Below are 18,991 nucleotides of genomic sequence, written 5' to 3' on the forward strand. Positions count from 1 at the left end.
CCCTATCGCGCCGCTCTCGCTCGCCTGCTATTCTCCAACCATGACATCGCGCGACTCCGCCGCATCCGAGATCACACCCGACGTGCTGCTGCGCGCCTATGCCTGCGGCATCTTTCCGATGGCCGAGAGCGCCGACGACCCCACGCTGTTCTGGGTCGAGCCGGAAATGCGCGGCGTGATCCCGCTCGACGGCTTTCGCATCACCTCGCGGCTGGCGCGCACGGTGCGTTGCGATGCGTTCACCGTGACGGTCAACACCGCGTTCAAGGCCGTCATCGCCGGCTGCGCCGCTCCGGCGGAAGGACGCGAGGACACCTGGATCAATAACCGCATCCGCGAGCTCTATGTCGGGCTGCATCGGCTCGGCCACTGCCACAGCGTCGAGGCCTGGCAGGACGGCGAACTGGTCGGCGGTCTCTACGGCGTCAGCCTGGGGCGCGCCTTCTTCGGCGAGAGCATGTTCCATACGGCGCGCGACGCCTCGAAGGTCGCCCTGGTCCATCTGGTGGCGCGGCTGATTGCCGGCGGCTTTCAGCTGCTCGACACGCAATATGTCACTGAGCACCTGCGCAGCTTCGGTGCGCTCGAAATCCCGCGCCGCCGCTATCGCGCGCTGCTCGACCAGGCGATCTCGGGTGCGCCCGCTGATTTCCTGAAGTTGCCGACCGATCAACCAGTCAAGGGCGGTGATGCGCTCGCGATCATCGCAGCGCGCACATGAACCCTCGTAGCCCGGAGCGCAACGCAACTCGGGACATCTCTCAAATGGCGCGAACCCGGGATTGCGCTTCGCTCCATCCGGGCTAAGCCATCTCCACTCAGTTCCCGAATATGCTGAAGAGCCCGCCGGGCCGCTGCTGCGGTGGAGGGGGCGGCGGTTGGGGCTGCGCCGGCGGCTGCTGGTATTGCGGCTGCTGCTGCGGCGGCGGACGCGGGGTCGCCTGCTTTTGCGCGGGCGGCCGCTTCTGCGCCGCCGGCGGTGGGGCCGGCTGTTTCGGCAGATCGGGCGCCGCGTTGACGATGGTCTGCTCCGGCCCTTTGCAGTCGGTCAGCCAGATATCATAGATCGGATGCTCGACACCGTGCAGGCCCGGACTTGCAGCGAACATCCAGCCCGAAAAAATCCGCTTCACCTCGCCCTGCAGCGTGATCTCGTCGACCTCGACAAAGGCATCGGTGTTGGCGGCTTCCGTCGAGGGCCGCGTGTAGCAGGCGTCCGTCTTCACACGCAGCGCACCGAACTGCACGGTCTCGCCGATATCCTCCTCGAAATTGATGATGCGCCCGGTGATCTTGTCGAGCCCGGAGAAGGTCGCCTTCTTGTTCGCGATCTTGGTCGACGGCGGCTCGCTCACCACCTCGTCGCCGGGCTGCAGCGTTGCCGGCGTCTGCGGCACGCTCTTGGGCTGACGCTGTCCGGGCGGCAATCCCGGCAACGGATTGGCACCGGGCGGCGCATTGGCGACATTAGGAGGCGCCCCGGGCGATGGCGGCTGCACGGCGACCGCGGGCGGCGCATTCGGAGGAGGCCCCTGGGTGCCCGGCGGCGGCGCCAGAGGCTGCGACTGGAAGCTGCCCGGTGGCGGCACCCCCTGCCCCGGCGGCGGCCGGTTCGGTGTCGGCAACAATCGGCCGCGCGGCAATTCCGGCACTTCCTCTTCATCGTCGGGAGCCGCCTGCTGGCCGCCACGCGGAATCGCGCCCGGCGGGCGCGGGGCGGGATCGGAGAAAATAGTACCGATCTGCGCGCGCGCAGGCTGCGCAAGCGGGAGGGTTGAGGCGGCGATCAGGGCCGCAAAGCCAGTCAGGGCAACGGTTCGGAGCATCTCGCGCGGCTTCAAGGAACGAATCGGGCTTTGAACATACTAATCAATTATTGGCTACATGCCGCTCGCAGGTTCACCGGTTAACACGCCGAATACGGCGGGGAAAGGGCGGGCCTCCGCCACTGGTCAGGCTCCCTGCCCCATGAGATAGTTCCGGCACTCGCCGAGGTCTGCGGATGCCACGCGGAAAACAGCAAAAAATCCGGAAAACCGGACCGGATGATCCAGAGGAAGCCCGTTCAATATGCCTATCGTTCTCGATCCCGATGCCGCCGCCGTCTTCAAGGCCTTTCAGGAGGCTGGCCGCCCCGCTTACGAAACGCTGACCGCCCCGGAAGCGCGTGCGTATTATTCGCAGGCGCGCTTTGTCAGCAATCCTGAGCCGCCGGAGCTGGCACAGGTCGAACCGCTGTCGATCCCCGCGCCCCACGGCACGATCCCGGCGCGGGTCTACAGGCCCAAGAAGCTGCGCCAGAAGGACGGCCTGTCACCGGCGCTGGTGTTCTTCCACGGCGGTGGCTGGGTGATCGGCGATCTCGACACCCATGATGTGGTCTGCCGGAAGCTTGCCGATGAAGGCGAGCTGATCGCGATCTCCGTCGACTACCGTCTTGCGCCAGAGCACAAATTCCCTGCGGCCGTCGACGATGCCATCGCGGCGACGAAATGGGTGGCGGCAAACGCGAAGCAGCTCGGCATCGATGCCGCGCGCCTTTGCGTCGGCGGTGACAGCGCCGGCGGCAATCTCGCCGCGGTCGTGGCGATCGCTGCGCGCGACGGCAATGGTCCTGCGATCGCGGGACAAGCGCTGATCTATCCGGCGGTCGATTTCGCGATGACGCATCCCTCGCACAGCGAGCCGGAGACCAGCATCCTCCTCACCCACTCCGTCATCCGCTGGTTTCGCGATCACTATCTCAGCAGCGCCGCGGACGCGCATGATTGGCGCGCGTCGCCGGCGCGTGCGACGACCCTGATCGGCCTGCCGCCGGCCTATGTGCTGACCGCCGGCGCGGATCCCCTGCGCGATGAAAGCGACGAATATGCCGAACGCCTGAAGGCAGCCGGCGTGCCCGTGACCTACAAGCACTTTCCCGGCCAATTCCACGGCTTTTTCACCATGGGCAAATTGCTCAACCAGGCCAATGTCGCGGCGACCGATATCGGCGCGTGGCTGAAACGACTGAACGCGTAACCGGGCGGGCGACGGTCAAGGCAACTAAGTTCACGCAGGGAAACTGGTCGATGATCATTCTACTTTAATGTTCACCATCAGTCGCAAGCCAACACCTTTGATGACCCGGAACGGCAACTCAATATCCTCGGCCTTGAGCTTGGCGCGGAGCCGAGTGAGGGCGGCGTCCAGGGCACGGCTCTCGGGGTCTGGCTCTATATGTCCAAAGAGTCCGGCGATTTCTTCGCGCGACACCGTGATATTCGGGCGGGTTGCCAAGTAGTCAAGCAGCACCAGCTCTCGGCCGGACAGCCTGACGAATCGTCCCGCTGGATCATGAAGCGTCTGGCGGGCTCGATCGAGACGCAACGTGCTGCTGGAATTCCCAACGGCACGATTGACCTGCTGTCTGCCGCGTCGTGCGAGATTCTCGATGGCCAGCGCCAATTCCTCGCTATCGACGGGCTTGGTGAAGTAGAGATGCGCGCCATCGCCGTATCCGCGCAAGCGGTCCTCTCGGTCGTTGCGCGCGGTCAGCATAATGATGCCCATGTCCTCGCGCGCCGAAAGTTCGGCCGCGAGATCAAATCCACTTGTGTCCGGCAAGTTGATGTCAAGCACGGCGACGTCAAAGCGGGCTTGACGTAACGCTCTGTAAAATTCGATGCCGGACGCCGCCTCGGTCACCCGCATACCGCGAAGCCGCAGATAATCCGCGATACTCTGGCGAAAATCGCTGTGGTCTTCCACAAGCAGGATGCTGATGTTCTGCGAGACGATCGGCCCCTCTGATTCCCGTATGAATGAATTCTCAGTCATCATAAAGAATTAGACCAGGAGTGGTGAAGAAGATTCTACGATGTTTGCAGCAGTGCTCTTGCGATTTGTCCCAGCCAAAACAATAACAATTTTAACGGATGCTGCACGAGAGCGGCGGATGGCTCACGTTCGGCGCGGCACGCCCTATTACCTCTCCCTGTCATTGCTGACGTTTTGCATTCTCTCCGTCAACGCGGAAGCTGCCTCCCACCTTCCATCTATCCGGGGGAACGTGGCCGTGCTCACTGATCCTTCATCGACTCTCACGCTGCAGGACGTCCTGACGCCGGCCCGCCAAACGGCGTTTCGGTCCGCTCCTGGCCAGAACATCAACTTTGGCTACATCACTCATGCCGTATGGCTCCGACTGACCCTACCCGCCCCGGCCAATGCCGAAGGCCTTCTATCCCTCACACCGAACTTTGTTGACACGATCGACATCTATGTGGCCAAGCCAGGTGATGGATCCTCCAAGGAGGACTTTACCCTCCATCAGGCGGGAGACCATCGGCCACTCCCGCACGATAGCTTTTCCGGGCTGGACAATGCGGTACGTCTCGAGTTTGCCGCGGGCGAAAAGACTGTTGTCTATATCCGCCTGCTGAATCTCAATTCGTTCACCCAGATGAATCTGAGACTCGAAACGGTCCAGGGCCATACGCGGTCGGCCGCCGTCATCGGCGGCATCTATGGCGTCTGGTTCGGTGGCATGAGCGTGTTGTTCGTCATTCACCTCGTGTTCTTTTGCTTCGACCGCAAAAGGCAGTATCTGCTCGTGGCCCTCAGCACACTTGGTGTGATGTTGGTCTACGCGGGCAATCTCGGGCTTAGTCATGTGTTATTGTTCCGTGGCACCGGGTGGGCCAACGATCTCTTTCTGGGCTTCAACGCCTGGATGGGGTTGGCATTTAGCGTTCTCGCCTGTTCGAGCCTGCTTGATCTGCGAAAAAAATCGACCTGGCTTCACGGGCTTTACCTCGCTTTCGCCGCCACAGGGATAGTGGGCACGGGCTTCGCGCTCTCGGGAGGTAACGTCGTCTTCGGTCCTATCGGCTCGTCGGTGAGTATGCTGGCCGCAATCGTCAACTTGCTCTTGGGCTTGCGGTACTTGAACGAAGACGGAGCGGTCAGTCGACTTCGAGCTGCCGCATTCGCGGCCGTCGCCATAGGCGTTCTCATCTCACTTGGGGACCGATTGGGCTTCGACCTGTTGCCGGAATGGAGTTATCACGCCTACGGCGTTTCGGGTCTGATCATGACGATTCTGCTCACCGGCTCGCTGGCGGCGTGGCTTCGAAAGGCCGAAGTCCTCTCACTTGCGCAGGCGACCGAGAGGCGCGTCGCGGAGGAAGCCCTGCAAGCTGAAATGCAATCGCAATTGCGGCAGGTCCGCTTTCTGGAAGTCGTATCACACCAATATCGCGCGTCGCTCGCGGCGATCCGCTCCAGCATCGACAGCATCGGCCTTTCACTGGCAAAGAGTGATCAGGCGAACCATGACCGCATCACGCGCATACGACGTTCCGTAGCGCAACTGGTGGAAGTTCTTGAGACCAATCTCGCACGCAGCCGCCTGCAAGGGCCCGCCTTTCGAGTTCGCCTCGCGCCAGCAACTGCCGGGTCCATTGTCGTCGCCGCACATCAACGCAGCCGCGATCTGCTGACAGGTCCGGAGATCAACCTTCGTATTGCGCCCGATGCCGCCGACATCAAACTCGCTGCCGATACGGATATGCTCGAACTCGCGATCCTCAACGTGTTGGAGAATGCCGTCAAATATGCCGCCCTGAAGGGCGCCTCCCCGATCGCGTTATCCCTCGACAAGACAACGGAGGGCATCGCGATAATCGTAACCGATCATGGCATAGGTATTCCGGAGCGTGATCTCCCTCATGTGTTCGAGAATTCCGTGCGCGGCTCGAATGCGAAAGGGGCTGATGGTTCAGGGCTTGGCCTCTTCCTCGTTGCCAAGATTGCGACTGCGCATGGCGGTTCGGCCACCGTACAAAGCCGAGAAGGCGAAGGCACCACGGTACGAATCAATTTGCCCGCTCGCGAGGCCTGAGCAAGATTCACGCATCTCAAACCCGATGCCACCTGACCATTGCGTTGGTCTGAATCTACGCCATCGCGAGTGTTGTGAATTCGCTACGGTTTTCGTTGCGTTCCGTTTCGTTGCGTTATGAACGTTACGATTGGTTTCTAAGGTTTTCCTGGGGCTTCCGCTATTTTCCCCCATGCGGCTCGGGCTTGCGCGTTGCGCACGAGAGCCAGCTCAGGCGTGGGACTTGGGGGCAATGAGTGGGCGCAAAGTATCCGGCAAAATTGCGCGACGATCGCGCGTTGCGGGCAAGGCCTGCTGGGGTTGGTGCGCTCGCATTATTCGTCGCGCTCATTCTTACGGTTTTCGCCATGTGCGGGCAGGCTCATGCACTGTCGGCGGGATGTATCGCTGTTGCAGGTGGTGCGCTGAGCGGAAGCAGTCAGAGCATGACATACGGCCCAGCTACGTTCGAAGCGGGAGAAACAATATCGTTTGTCAACAACTCAACTCTCTACACCAACACAATTCTAGCGAACCTCACGACGGGCAATTCAATAAATACGCCATCGACTACGGGAAGTTTGGCTATCAACTCCTCAGGGAGTCAGAAATTCAATTTGTACACGGGCGTCAGTGTGGGGCCCGCTATAATTGACGTTCGTGCCACGTGCAGCGGACCGGCTTCGCCCCTGCTCACCCTCTCTCCTGCTGCTGGCAGGTTAACCGCAGGAACTGTGGGAGACGTTTACAGTCTAACCCTGAGTGCCTCGGGTGGTACCGGCTCGTACACGTTCGCGGTCACCTCGGGATCACTCCCGGATGGCTTGACGCTCAACGCAGCTTCCGGCGCCATCACCGGGATGCTGACACGCGCAATAGCCGGCATCGAGCCTTTTACGGTAACCGTCACCGACAGCGCTGCTAGTACCGCATCTGCGACCTATCAAATCCTGGTCGGCGCCGATACCACGCTGCCGCCTGCGACCGTCGGCGTAGCCTACGATCCTGTCCGTGTGGTTGCCGAAACCACTCCGACCTCGGGGAGCATCCCTCCGGGGATGACGCTAACGCAAGTGACGGGGGTGAGGGTCGTTCTGGGCGGTACTCCGCAACGGGCCGGGACCTACGTTTTCACCTTCTCGAACGGGGCTCGCTACACGATCGTTGTGAACCCGCCTGCTATTCTGACGCTCTCTCCTGCCGCGGGAGCGCTGACAGGCGGCACGACCGGGATCGCCTATAGCCAGACGGTAACAGCCTCGGGCGGGACCGCCCCCTATACCTATGCGGTCACCTCCGGCTCGTTACCGAGCGGTTTGCTGCTCGATCCGTCTACCGGAAAGATCAGCAGTACTCCGACGACCCCGAGCAACTCTGGCTTCACCATCACCGCGACCGACGCCAATAGAGCTACCGGCTCGGCGGCCTACACGCTGACGATCTCTGCTCCCGGCGCCCTTTCGCTCTCGCCTGTGGCAGGCGCACTGGGCGGCGGTACGATTGGCGTTGCCTACAACCAGACCGTCACCGCATCCGGCGGAACAGCGCCCTATGGCTACGCCGTCACGTCCGGTTCGCTTCCGGCCGGCCTGTCGCTCGATCCGTCCACCGGAAAGATCAGCGGTACTCCGACGGCGGCAAGCAATTCCAGCTTCACCGTTACAGCTACGGATGCCAACAGGACTACGGGGTCGGCAGGTTACACAATCGCGATTTCGGCCTCCGCTGCGTCGTTCACTTTTACGCCTCCGGCCGGCAGCCTGCCGGAAGCCATGGCGGGCGAGGAATACAGGCAGTCACTATCCGCCAAGGGTGGCGCGGCGCCACTCATCTACAGCGTCGCTTCAGGCGCTCTCCCAAAAGGTATGACCCTGAACATCTCGACCGGTGAACTTACCGGGCCGCTTGCCCCCACTGCCGCGCCGGGCAACTACACATTCACACTCCAAGTTCAGGACAGCCATGGTGCGATCGGTACGGCCGCGTACAGCCTGAAGGTCAATGCACAGAAAGTCAGCGTCACCGACCAGATGATCGATGTGCCGGCCGGTTCGACGCCCGGGGACGTCAATCTGAACCGCGGCGCAACGGGAGGGCCGTTTACGTCAGCGGATATCGTTTCCGTTGAGCCCGCCAATGCGGGAAGCGCCAAGATTACCCGCGGTCAACTGGCGCAGGCAGGCCCTGCGACACCGACAGGCTGGTATCTCCAGTTCAACCCCGATCCTGCCTATTCCGGCCAGGTGCGCGTGGGATTTCGTCTGACGAGTGCGCTCGGCGGCTCCAACACAGGAACTGTCACCTACAAGCTGAGTCACGATGCGCAGAAGGTGGCCCGCGATATTGATGCTCTGGTCCACGGCTTCGTACAGACCCGCCAGAACATGATCTCTTCCACGATCAGCGTTCCGGGCTTGATGGAGCGCCGGCAGATGGGACGAGACAAGGATCCCGTCACGGCACGCGCGCTGCCGTCAGAAAGTGGATTGACGCTCAACTTCGCCACCAGCCTCGCGCAGATGCAAGGTGCTCGCGACACCAAGCCTGGCGCTTCCGCGGCAGCATCCTTGCCTTTCAATCTCTGGATCAATGGCGCGATGCTGGCCCACAACCGCACTGAAAATGACGGCAAGTGGGGCAGTTTCGCCATGGTCAATCTTGGAGCGGATTACCTGTTGACGGAACAAGCTCTTGTTGGATTTTCGTTCCACTTTGACCGGATGACCGATCCCAGCAAGGAAGATACCAAACTCACCGGCAATGGCTGGCTTGCAGGCCCGTACGCTTCGTTCGAACTCGGCAAGGGCGTGTTCTGGGACACGAGCCTGCGTTATGGCGGCTCCGCAAACAATATCGACACGCGATTCTGGGACGGGACATTCGACACGAAGCGATGGATGGTTGATTCCTCAATCAAGGGGCAATGGAATCTCGACAAGGTGACCGTGCTGACACCGAGATTGCGAGCCGTCTACTTCTCGGAAAGAGTCGAAGACTATGTGGTGGGCAACAGCGCAAGGGATCAAATTGCGATCAGTGGCTTTGACGCGCGCCAACTCCGCGTCAGTGCCGGCGCAGAAATCGCGCGATCCTATTTGCTCGGCAACGGTTCGATCCTTACGCCGAAGGTTGGAGGGACGGGTGGCTATTCCGGCCTCGATGGTTCTGGCGTGTTCGGCACTTTCACCGCAGGTGTTTCCCTGAAGACTCAAGACCAATGGACGCTCGACGCGGGACTTCTCTACAATGTCGAAGGGCGAGGTCAGTCATCCGTCGGCGGGAAGCTGGGGCTTGGGGCGAAGTTCTGATCGTGCTGCCGGATCACGCGGCCCGGTATCCACTTCGCTCGAAAGCGCTCTAACCTGCCCTCGCCGCCCGACGCAGCGATTGCGGCGGCTGGCCGAAGGCGCGGATGAAGGCGCGGCGCATCCGCTCGGGATCGCGAAAGCCGGTCGCCTCCGCGACGCGCTCGATGGCTTCCCCCGAGGACTGCACGCGCTGCCGCGCCACCTCGATGCGCAAACGTTCCACCGCTTTCGATGGCGTCGTGCCGGTCTCCGCGACGAAGGCGCGGGTGAAGTGGCGCGAGCTCATGCCGGCTTTCTCCGCCATGTCCTCGACCGTCAGCGGCGCATCGAGATGCTCGCGCGCCCAGGCGAGCAGCGGGCCGAAGCGGCCGTTTGCAGCCTTCAACTCCAATAGCGAGGAGAATTGCGACTGGCCGCCGCTGCGGCGGTGATAGAGCACGAGGTGCCGTGCGGTCTTTTGCGCGATCTCCTCGCCATAGTCCTCCGTGATCATCGCCAGCGCCAGGTCGATCCCGGCGCTGATCCCGGCCGAGGTCCAGATGTTGTCGTCGCGGGTGAAGATGCGATCCGGCTCGAGCTTCACTTTCGGATACGCGGAAACGAAATGCTTGGTCCGCTGCCAATGCGTGGTGGCGCGGCGGCCGTCGAGCAGGCCGGCTTCGGCGAGGATATAGGCGCCCGAGCAGACGCTCGCGATGCGCACCCCGCGCTTGGCCAGCATGCGCACGAATGCCAGCGTCTTCGCGCACCTCGCCGCCATACGTACGCCCTCGCCGCCCGCAACGATCAGGGTCGAGATCGCCGCTGACGGTCGCAGCCCTCGCGCGAACATCTCGGCGCCGGAGGACGAACGCACGGGCCCCGGCGTCACCGCGATCACCTTCAGCGCGGGCGGATTATCGGCAGAGCGCGCGGCGATCTCGAAGACCGAGATCGGGCCGGCAGCATCCAGCAATTGAAATTCGGGGAAGATGAGGACGCCGATCATCTGATCTTCTCCTGTCGGTCTCCAAGAACTCTTCAAGACGCCTGTCCGGAAACGAGGGAATTATGCCATTTTGGACATGAAGCCGCCATGCCATTCTGTCGCGGTCAACGGATATTGAGGTGTTCCCATGTCCAGCCCGCTACAGATCGGACTTCTGGTGTTTCCGAAGGTGACGCAGCTCGACCTCACCGGTCCGCTGCAGGTGTTCTCCTCCGTGCCCGGGGCCAAAGTGCATCTGGTGTGGAAACGGATTGAGCCGGTGCCGAGCGACACCGCGCTGGCGCTGATGCCGACGGTCAGCTTTGCTGACTGCCCGCAACTCGACGTGATCTGCGTCCCCGGCGGCATGGGAGCCGACGACATGGTCAATGACGAGGAGATGCTCGCCTTCCTGCGCAAGCAGGCGGAGGGCGCGAGGTACATCACCTCGGTCTGCACCGGATCGCTCGTGCTCGGCGCTGCCGGCCTGCTCAAAGGTTATCGCGCCGCGACGCACTGGTCGGCGATCGATTTCCTCGCCGCGTTCGGCGCGATCCCGGCGCGGATGCGGGTCTGCATCGACCGCAACCGCATCACCGGGGGCGGCGTCACCGCCGGCATCGATTTCGCGCTGACGCTGGTGTCGGAACTCGTCGACCGCAGGACGGCGGAAGCGATCCAGCTTCGGCTCGAATACAATCCGAAGCCGCCGTTCAACGCCGGCTCGCCGGACACCGCGCCGGCCGAAATCCTCGCCTTCATGAAAGAGAAGATGGCATCCTCACAGGCGCGCCGCGGCGAGATGATCGCCCGCGCCGCGGCACGGCTCGCATAAATTCAACGCAAAGAAAAAGGCCGCCAGGTTTCCCGGGCGGCCTTTCCTGTCTTACGGTGGCCTCACATTAACGGGCGATTTCAGGACGTCTGCACCGGGGGCCTATGTCCCGGCCCGCATCCCACTCGGAGGCCGCTGCTCATCGGGGCAGTCGCGATTCTGGAGCCCGATCCGACGCGATGGTTATCCATCTCCGTAAGATGCCCCTATTGAGCTCCGGTCCCGCGTGACGTGCAAGGAGGTCGTGTTGCTCGTCCCCGCTGTTACCGCTGTTCACAGGCACGCGTGCGCTGCACGCGCAATGGCGCGCTCGCACAACGTACGAATGAGGTTGATCAGCCTGCGGGCGTCCAGGGCTGGTAGTCGCCGGTCGCCTTCGGGCGACGGCCGCTCGCCAGCGTCGAGCCGGACGGACGGTACGCCGCCGGCGTGCCCGTCATGTTCGGCACATGCGGCTTTTCCCATTCCCGCGGCGTGTATTTCTCTTCGGTCGGTGGCAGGTCGACCACGTGATGCAGCCAGCCGTGCCATGACGGCGGCACGCGCGAGGCTTCGGCGTAGCCGTTATAGATCACCCAGCGGCGCTCGAAATGCAGCACCGGATCGATCTTGCCGCCACGGGTGCGATAGTAGCGATTGCCCTGCTCGTCCGTACCGACGAGCTCGCCGAACCGCCAGGTCCAGAGCTGCGTGCCAAAGGTCTGGCCGTTCCACCACGTGAAGAATTTGAGCAGGAATTGTTTCATGAAGCGCCGGCCGGTTCGGAATCGTTGGGCTGTGATGCCACCGGCGGATCGAATTGTCCAGATTGCCGCACGTGTTGTGCCCCAGAGCGGAACATCACAGCGCAGTGTTGGCGGCCAATTGTCGCGGAATTCGGTCTAACCCGTTCATTCGCCATACAGTTCTTATCTGACAGGCTGAGACCCCGCGCAATGAAGTGGCGCGAGGCTCGGGAACGCCGGCCCCCGGAAAGGGTTGGGCCATGTCCCGCAGATGGAGTCCCAATGATGATCAATCTCAAGATTTTAGGCACCGCCGCGGCGCTCGCGCTGGTGCTGCCGCTCGTGGTGCCGAGCGAAGGCTTTGCGCAGGGTACCAAGTTCTCGGCCGGGCGGGTCGGCGGCGGCGGAGCGGCCATTGGAGGCGGTGGAGGTGGATTCCGCGGCGGCGGCTTTGCCGGTGGAGGCGGCGGCTTCCGGGGCGGCGCCTTTGCCGGCGGCGGCGGCGGTGGCTTCCGAGGCGGCAGCTTTGCCGGCGGCGGAGCCGGCCTTGGCACCAAGTTCGCGGGCGCTCCCGCCTTCCGCGGCGGCGCGGTTGCTAATCCTCGCTGGAGTGGTGGCCGGCCCGGGTGGAGCGGTGCGTATCGGCCCGGCTGGCGCGGCGGCTATGGTCACCGCGGCTACGGAGTCTGGCCTGGTATTGCTGCAGGTGCCGTGATCGGCGGCGCCCTCGCGTCGAGCGCCTATTACGACGACTATTATGGCGGCTATGGATACGCACCGAGCTACTACGACGACGGCTATTACGATGACAGCGCCGCGGTCGCGGTCGCGCCTGGCGGCGGTGACGTCGCTTACTGCCAGCAGCGCTACAAGTCCTATGACCCGGCGTCGGGAACCTATCTCGGTTATGACGGTCAGCGTCATCCCTGCCCCTGACCGGCTGATTCCTTTCGCGTGAAAAAGGGCGGCGAAAGCCGCCCTTTTTGTTGAGAAGATAAATTCGGCTGTAAGCGAATCTCATATGCACGGCATCTTGCAGACGTGCTATCGCGCGTCCGCCTTAATCAAGCAGTCGGCCGTGCGGGTCGGCATATGCAGATATCATCGCAACAAGAGGATCCATCGTGCCGCGCGTTCTCGTGGTCGATGATGACCCCATGGTGTGCGCCGCCATCGAGGTCTGTCTGAAGCGCAAGGGGTTTGACGTCACCGTCGCCGATGGCGGCGAAGCCGGGATGGTCGCGCTCGAGGATCGAAGCTTCGACGTGATGCTGATCGATGTCTTCATGCCGCATATGAGCGGCTTCGAATCGATCCGGATCTTTCACGAGCGCGCGCCCGAGATCCCGATCATCGCGATGTCCGGCTACGCCTTCGCCAACGCCGAGCGTGCGCCGGATTTCCTGCGCATGACCCTGGAGCTCGGCGCCGCGCGCTGCCTGCGCAAGCCTTTCACGCCGGAGGCGCTGATCACCACCGTCAACGAATGCCTCGGTCAATCAGCGGCATCGACGCGCCCTTTGAAGTAACGACACAAGGCGGCCATCCAGCTACGATCGCGTGGCCAGCACGACGGCGGCGAGCGTGAAGATGAGCGCTGCGACCTGCGTCGGCCCGAGCGGCTCGCCCAGCGCGATGGCGGACGCCACCACGCCGATCACGGGCACCGCCATGGTGCCGATCGCCGCGATCGAGGCCGGCAACCGCCTGAGCGCGGCGAACCAGCTCACATAGGCGATGCAGAACTGGATCAGGATCGAATAGACGAGCAGCCACCAGCCGAGCGTCGTCACGCGATCGAAATGCGAAGTCTCGACGAGAAGACCGGCCACGGCCACCGGCAGGCAGCCGAGCCCGATCTGCCAGGCCGCCGCCGGGATCGGTGTCATCTTCAACGGCAGCTTTTTCGCGAGCACCGCGCCGAGCGCAAAGCCGAAGGCGCCGGTGATCGCCATGATGATCCCCGGCAGCTTTTCGCGGCTCGCGGCAATTCCGTTGCCGCCCATGATGGCGGCGAGCCCGGCGAACGCCATCACCAGCGCGATCGTGCGCAGCAGCGTCGGCCGTTCGCCGAGCACCGGCCAGGCCAATAGCGAGGCCCAGACCGGCATGGTGTAGGCGATCAGCGCGGCTTCGCTGGCGGGCAACCAAAGCAGCGCCAGCCCCATCAGCACCATCCAGCCGGTGACGTTCAGTAGCGACGCCAGCATCAAGCGCAGCCACATCTCGCGCCCGACCGACAGGCTCTGCCCGCGAACGACCGCGAGCAGAGCCAGCAGCACAGCCCCAATCACACCGGTCGAGCAGCGCAGCGTCAGTGGCGGCAGCTCGCTTAGCAGGTACTTCGTCACCGGCCAGTTGAAGCCCCAGCCCACCGACGTAACGGCGAGGAACAGGAAGCCCGCAGGCGCTAGTCGGCCGCGCGCGCTCGGTTTTGATTCTGTCATGAAGCCCGGCAGGGAATGGAATCGGCGGCGACCATGCCTTCGATTTGGGCGGCCGACCACGCGCCCGCCAGCATACCTGTCCGTAACTTCCCCGTAAGCTCACGTGAGTCTTCGGAATTCAATCCGTCAGACGCCAAAAATACCTGCCCTGTGAAAAGCGGGCGAAGCCATTGTTCCACAGCTGACATGAGATTTTTTTCTCTTGGGAATCCTTCAGGACTCACTGATACTTGGCCGGGTCACAGGCGCGGCACGGCCCCTGTTTTCCTCCCTTTTCCACCATATTTAGTATTTGATTCAGGAACTCGTACTAATCCTTGACGGGCGTCACGGACTTGCCTAGCTTTCATTTTGTTCGGCGCGAGTGTGTTTCGGGTCCCCGCCGGTCGCTCCCAAAAGGGTCCAGAACGACCCCTCCGTCAGCCGAACAGGCTGCGGGTGAAGGGCTTTGCTGCCGCGATTTGGAAGTTCCTCCCGGAATTTCCCGGGCATTTTGGGACGCCAATAACGGGTCGGAAAAGGCCCATTGGTGACCTGTCGCGTTACGAGTTTTGAGGCGTTGAACGCATGACCCGAACGGTCCGCCTGGGCCGGTCAGGGACGTGCCGTCGCCGGATCGGTGCCAGCCGATACCGGCGATCGAGAGAAACAGGCCGGTCCACCGGCTGAGCTTGCGGGGCTCTGGCCCCCCACCCTTTGGACGGAAGGATGGGACCAGGGGCTCGCTCTAGGAATAACATTTCCGGATCACCCCAGCGGCAATGGGGGCCGGGCAGAAGACGGGGCACGACGCATGCATATCGAACGGCGCAACACCACTGCGGGACAATCTCCTTACGCCGGGATCAATTTCAGGCTGACCACGTCTGAGATCCGCAATCCCGATGGCTCCATCGTGTTCCGTGCGGAAAATGTCGAGGTGCCCGAGTTCTGGTCGCAGGTCGCCTCCGACGTGCTCGCCCAGAAATATTTCCGTAAAGCCGGCGTCGCTGCGCGCCTGAAGAAGGTCGAGGAGGAGACTGTTCCCTCCTGGCTGTGGCGCTCGGTGCCCGACACCGAGGCGCTGGCGCTGTTGCCTGACAGCGAGCGCTATGTCGGCGAGACCTCGGCCAAGCAGGTGTTCGATCGCCTCGCCGGCTGCTGGACCTATTGGGGCTGGAAAGGCGGCTACTTCTCCTCGGATGAAGGCGCGCAGGCCTTCTTCGACGAGATCCGCTACCAGCTCGCCAAGCAGATGGTGGCGCCGAACTCGCCGCAATGGTTCAACACCGGCCTGCACTGGGCCTATGGCATCGATGGCCCCGGCCAGGGCCACTATTACGTCGACTACAAGACCGGCAAGCTGACCAAGTCCAAATCGGCTTACGAGCATCCGCAGCCGCACGCCTGCTTCATCCAGGGCATCGAGGACGATCTCGTCAACGACGGCGGCATCATGGACCTCTGGGTGCGCGAGGCGCGCCTGTTCAAATACGGCTCCGGCACCGGCTCGAACTTCTCGCGCTTGCGCGGCGAAGGCGAAAGGCTGTCCGGCGGCGGCCGCTCGTCGGGCCTGATGAGCTTCCTCAAGATCGGCGACCGCGCCGCCGGCGCGATCAAGTCCGGCGGCACCACGCGCCGCGCGGCCAAGATGGTCGTGGTCGACATCGATCACCCCGATATCGAGACCTATATCGACTGGAAGGTGAAGGAGGAGCAGAAGGTCGCCGCCCTCGTCACCGGCTCCAAGATCAACCAGAAGCACCTGAAGGCGGTGCTGAAGGCCTGCGTCAACTGCGAAGGCTCGGGCGACGACTGCTTCGATCCCGAGAAGAACCCGGCGCTCCGCCGCGAGATCAAGCTCGCACGCCGCGCCATGGTGCCCGACAACTACATCAAGCGGGTGATCCAGTTCGCCAAGCAAGGCTACAAGGACATCCAGTTCGACGTTTACGACACCGACTGGGATTCGGAGGCCTATCTCACCGTCTCCGGCCAGAACTCCAACAACTCGGTCTCGCTGAAGGATGACTTCCTGCGCGCGGTCGAGACCGACGGCGACTGGAACCTGATCGCCCGCACCAACAGGAAGGTGACGAAGACGCTGAAGGCGCGCGATCTCTGGGAGAAGATCGGCTACGCCGCCTGGGCCTCGGCGGATCCGGGCCTGCACTTCAACACCACGATGAACGACTGGCACACCTGCAAGGCGTCCGGCGACATCCGCGCGTCCAACCCGTGCTCGGAATACATGTTCCTGGACGATACCGCCTGTAACCTGGCGTCCGCGAACCTCCTCACCTTCTACAGCACCACCACCAAGCGCTTCGACATCGAGTCGTACGAGCATCTGTGCCGGCTCTGGACCATCGTGCTCGAGATTTCCGTGCTGATGGCGCAATTCCCCTCGAAGGCGATCGCGGAGCTCTCCTACGAATTCCGCACGCTCGGCCTCGGCTTCGCCAATATCGGCGGCCTCCTGATGACCATGGGCCTGCCCTATGACAGCAAGGAAGGCCGCGCGCTCTGCGGCGCGCTGACCGCCGTGATGACCGGCATCGCCTACAAGACCTCGGCCGAAATCGCGGCCGAGCTCGGCACCTTCCCCGGCTACAAGAAGAACGCGGCCCACATGCTGCGGGTGATCCGCAACCACCGCCGCGCCGCGCATGGCAATGCGGCCGGCTATGAGGCGCTCGCGGTCAACCCGGTGCCGCTCGACCACGCCTCCTGCCCGCAAGCCGACATCGTCACGCATGCGACCAGGGCCTGGGACGATGCGCTCGCACTCGGCGAGGTCAATGGCTATCGCAATGCGCAGACCACCGTGGTGGCGCCGACCGGCACCATCGGCCTGGTGATGGATTGCGACACCACCGGCATCGAGCCTGATTTCGCGCTGGTGAAGTTCAAGAAGCTCGCCGGTGGCGGCTACTTCAAGATCATCAACCAGGCGGTGCCGGAAGCCTTGCGCGCGCTCGGCTATCGCGAAAGCGAGATCGCCGAGATCGAGGCTTACGCCGTCGGCCACGGCTCGCTGTCCAACGCGCCGGGCGTCAATGCCTCCACGCTGAAAGCAAAAGGCTTCACCGACGAAGCCATTGCCAAGGTCGAGAAGGCGCTGCCGACCGCGTTCGACATCAAGTTCGCCTTCAACAAGTGGACCTTCGGCGAGGACTTCATCCGCGACACGCTCGGCATCGGCGCGGAGGCGATCGCCGCCCCCGGCTTCGACCTGCTCTCGGCGATCGGCTTCTCCAAGCGCGAGATCGAGGCGGCCAACGTGCACATCTGCGGCGCGATGACGGTGGAAGGCGCGCCGCATCTGAAGGCCGAGCACTATCCGGTGTTCGACTGCGCCAACCCCTGCGGCAAGATCGGCAAGCGCTATCTCTCGGTCGAGAGCCACATCCGCATGATGGCGGCCGCCCAGCCGTTCATCTCGGGCGCGATCTCCAAGACCATCAACATGCCGAACGACGCCACGGTGGAGGACTGCAAGTCCGCCTACCTGTTGTCCTGGAAGCTGGCGCTGAAGGCCAACGCGCTCTACCGCGACGGCTCGAAGCTGTCGCAGCCGCTCAACTCGCAGCTCATCTCTGATGATGAGGACGAGGACGATGCGGTGGAAGCGCTGTACGAGAAGCCGATGGCCGCGCGCGCCGCGCAGGTCTCCGAGAAGATCGTCGAGAAGCTGGTCGAGCGCATCGTGGTGATGCGCGAGCGCGAGAAGATGCCGGACCGCCGCAAGGGCTACACCCAGAAGGCGGTGGTCGGCGGCCACAAGGTCTACTTGCGCACCGGCGAATATGACGACGGCCGGCTCGGCGAGATCTTCATCGACATGCACAAGGAAGGCGCGGCGCTCCGCTCCTTCATCAACAACTTCGCGATCGCGGTCTCGCTCGGCCTGCAATACGGCGTGCCGCTCGATGAATATGTCGACGCCTTCACCTTCACCCGCTTCGAGCCCGCGGGCCCGGTGCAGGGCAACGACTCCATCAAGTACGCGACGTCGATCCTCGACTATGTCTTCCGCGAGCTCGCGGTGAGCTATCTCGCCCGCTTCGACCTCGCCCATGTCGACCCCACCGAGAGGGGCTTCGACGCGCTCGGCAAGGGCGTCGAGGAAGGCAAGGAGCCTGAGGGGCCGCAGCACCAGGCGACGAAGTACCTGTCGCGCGGCCTCACCCGCTCGCGCACCGACAACCTCGTCGTCATGCGCGGCGGCTCGACCGCAGTCAGCCAGCCCGCCGACAACGCCCCCGCCGGCGGCTCCCGCGTCACCGCCCTCTCCTCGCAAGGCGCGCAGTCCCGCGTCTCCGACACCATCGAAGGCGCGGTGGCGTTGAAGCAGGAAACGGAGCACGATCTCTCGCCCGCGGAGAAGGTGGGGACCGTGCACTGGAGCAAGGCTGGCACCGCCGCGGCGGTCGCTCCAACAAAGGCCGAACGCCGCGCGGAAGCGAAGGCCAAAGGCTACGAGGGTGAGATGTGCTCGGAGTGCGGCAACTTCACGCTGGTGCGGAATGGGACATGCATGAAGTGCGACACGTGCGGCAGCACAACGGGGTGTTCGTAAACGAGCGAAGATCAAGATCGTTGTAGTTCACACCAAAGAAGGTCCGCGATTGGGCATAGCAGGCCCGTGATCGCCCGGAGCCCCGCTCAATAGCGGGGCTCCGTTCTGATAGCTCAAGCCACTACTCGCGGAGAACTCCCGATCGGGCTTCGCTCCGCAACTGACTTGTCGTACCGGGATGATGTCCCCGTCGGTGCGCTACCCGGCCTTAGTTTCGCGAGCCGCATGTAAACGCCAAGCTTTCAAGCGCGCCAACGGCCGCAGAATGACTTGCATCTGCCGAGG

13 protein-coding genes are annotated in these 18,991 nt (G+C 63.2%); 8 read left to right on the forward strand and 5 right to left on the reverse strand.

Annotated elements, in window-relative coordinates:
• Positions 1-40 precede the first annotated feature (40 nt).
• Positions 41-721 (forward strand): leucyl/phenylalanyl-tRNA--protein transferase, encoded by a 681-nt coding sequence (gene aat / locus ACZIRK_RS21015; RefSeq protein WP_130229463.1) that lies wholly within the window; start codon positions 41-43, stop codon positions 719-721.
• Positions 722-818: 97 nt separating this feature from the next.
• Here aat and ACZIRK_RS21020 read toward each other — a convergent pair whose 3' ends face one another.
• Complete coding sequence (locus ACZIRK_RS21020) at positions 819-1,826, reverse strand: DUF2155 domain-containing protein (RefSeq protein WP_456646148.1); 1,008 nt, start codon at positions 1,824-1,826, stop codon at positions 819-821.
• A 244-nt stretch (positions 1,827-2,070) separates the two neighbouring features.
• Here ACZIRK_RS21020 and ACZIRK_RS21025 point away from each other — a divergent pair, with 244 nt between their 5' ends.
• Positions 2,071-3,021: an alpha/beta hydrolase gene (locus ACZIRK_RS21025; protein ID WP_130231360.1), complete on the forward strand. Its 951-nt coding sequence runs from the start codon at positions 2,071-2,073 to the stop codon at positions 3,019-3,021.
• 54 nt (positions 3,022-3,075) lie between these two features.
• Here the strand turns inward: ACZIRK_RS21025 and ACZIRK_RS21030 are convergent, their stop codons facing one another.
• Positions 3,076-3,819: a response regulator transcription factor gene (locus ACZIRK_RS21030; RefSeq protein ID WP_463328051.1), complete on the reverse strand. Its 744-nt coding sequence runs from the start codon at positions 3,817-3,819 to the stop codon at positions 3,076-3,078.
• Between the two features lie 40 nt (positions 3,820-3,859).
• Between ACZIRK_RS21030 and ACZIRK_RS21035 the strand changes: the two genes are divergently transcribed.
• Complete coding sequence (locus ACZIRK_RS21035; protein WP_463328052.1) at positions 3,860-5,884, forward strand: sensor histidine kinase; 2,025 nt, start codon at positions 3,860-3,862, stop codon at positions 5,882-5,884.
• Between the two features lie 425 nt (positions 5,885-6,309).
• The gene (locus tag ACZIRK_RS21040) at positions 6,310-9,171 is read left to right on the forward strand and encodes a putative Ig domain-containing protein (RefSeq protein WP_463328065.1); all 2,862 of its coding nucleotides are present in this window, start codon (positions 6,310-6,312) and stop codon (positions 9,169-9,171) included.
• Between the two features lie 49 nt (positions 9,172-9,220).
• Here ACZIRK_RS21040 and ACZIRK_RS21045 read toward each other — a convergent pair whose 3' ends face one another.
• A complete protein-coding gene (locus ACZIRK_RS21045) occupies positions 9,221-10,159 on the reverse strand; it encodes a GlxA family transcriptional regulator (protein WP_463328053.1) in 939 nt (312 codons plus the stop codon).
• A 127-nt stretch (positions 10,160-10,286) separates the two neighbouring features.
• On the opposite strand from ACZIRK_RS21045, the gene ACZIRK_RS21050 reads away from it, so the two are divergent.
• Entirely contained in the window at positions 10,287-10,973 is a 687-nt protein-coding gene (locus tag ACZIRK_RS21050; RefSeq protein ID WP_130231598.1) for a DJ-1/PfpI family protein, read from the forward strand.
• 335 nt (positions 10,974-11,308) lie between these two features.
• Here ACZIRK_RS21050 and ACZIRK_RS21055 read toward each other — a convergent pair whose 3' ends face one another.
• Positions 11,309-11,719, reverse strand: a complete 411-nt coding sequence (locus ACZIRK_RS21055; RefSeq protein ID WP_028164074.1) for an NADH:ubiquinone oxidoreductase subunit NDUFA12 — start codon at positions 11,717-11,719, stop codon at positions 11,309-11,311.
• 261 nt (positions 11,720-11,980) lie between these two features.
• Between ACZIRK_RS21055 and ACZIRK_RS21060 the strand changes: the two genes are divergently transcribed.
• On the forward strand, positions 11,981-12,634 hold the full coding sequence (locus tag ACZIRK_RS21060) for a BA14K family protein (protein ID WP_463328054.1): 654 nt from the start codon (positions 11,981-11,983) through the stop codon (positions 12,632-12,634).
• Positions 12,635-12,822: 188 nt separating this feature from the next.
• Complete coding sequence (locus ACZIRK_RS21065) at positions 12,823-13,227, forward strand: response regulator (RefSeq protein WP_130229566.1); 405 nt, start codon at positions 12,823-12,825, stop codon at positions 13,225-13,227.
• Positions 13,228-13,248: 21 nt separating this feature from the next.
• On the opposite strand, the gene ACZIRK_RS21070 is transcribed toward ACZIRK_RS21065, so the two are convergent.
• A complete protein-coding gene (locus tag ACZIRK_RS21070; protein WP_463328055.1) occupies positions 13,249-14,145 on the reverse strand; it encodes a DMT family transporter in 897 nt (298 codons plus the stop codon).
• A gap of 793 nt (positions 14,146-14,938) precedes the next feature.
• On the opposite strand from ACZIRK_RS21070, the gene ACZIRK_RS21075 reads away from it, so the two are divergent.
• On the forward strand, positions 14,939-18,706 hold the full coding sequence (locus ACZIRK_RS21075; RefSeq protein WP_463328056.1) for a vitamin B12-dependent ribonucleotide reductase: 3,768 nt from the start codon (positions 14,939-14,941) through the stop codon (positions 18,704-18,706).
• Positions 18,707-18,991 lie beyond the last annotated feature (285 nt).

The organism is Bradyrhizobium sp. Leo114 (genome assembly GCF_055229415.2).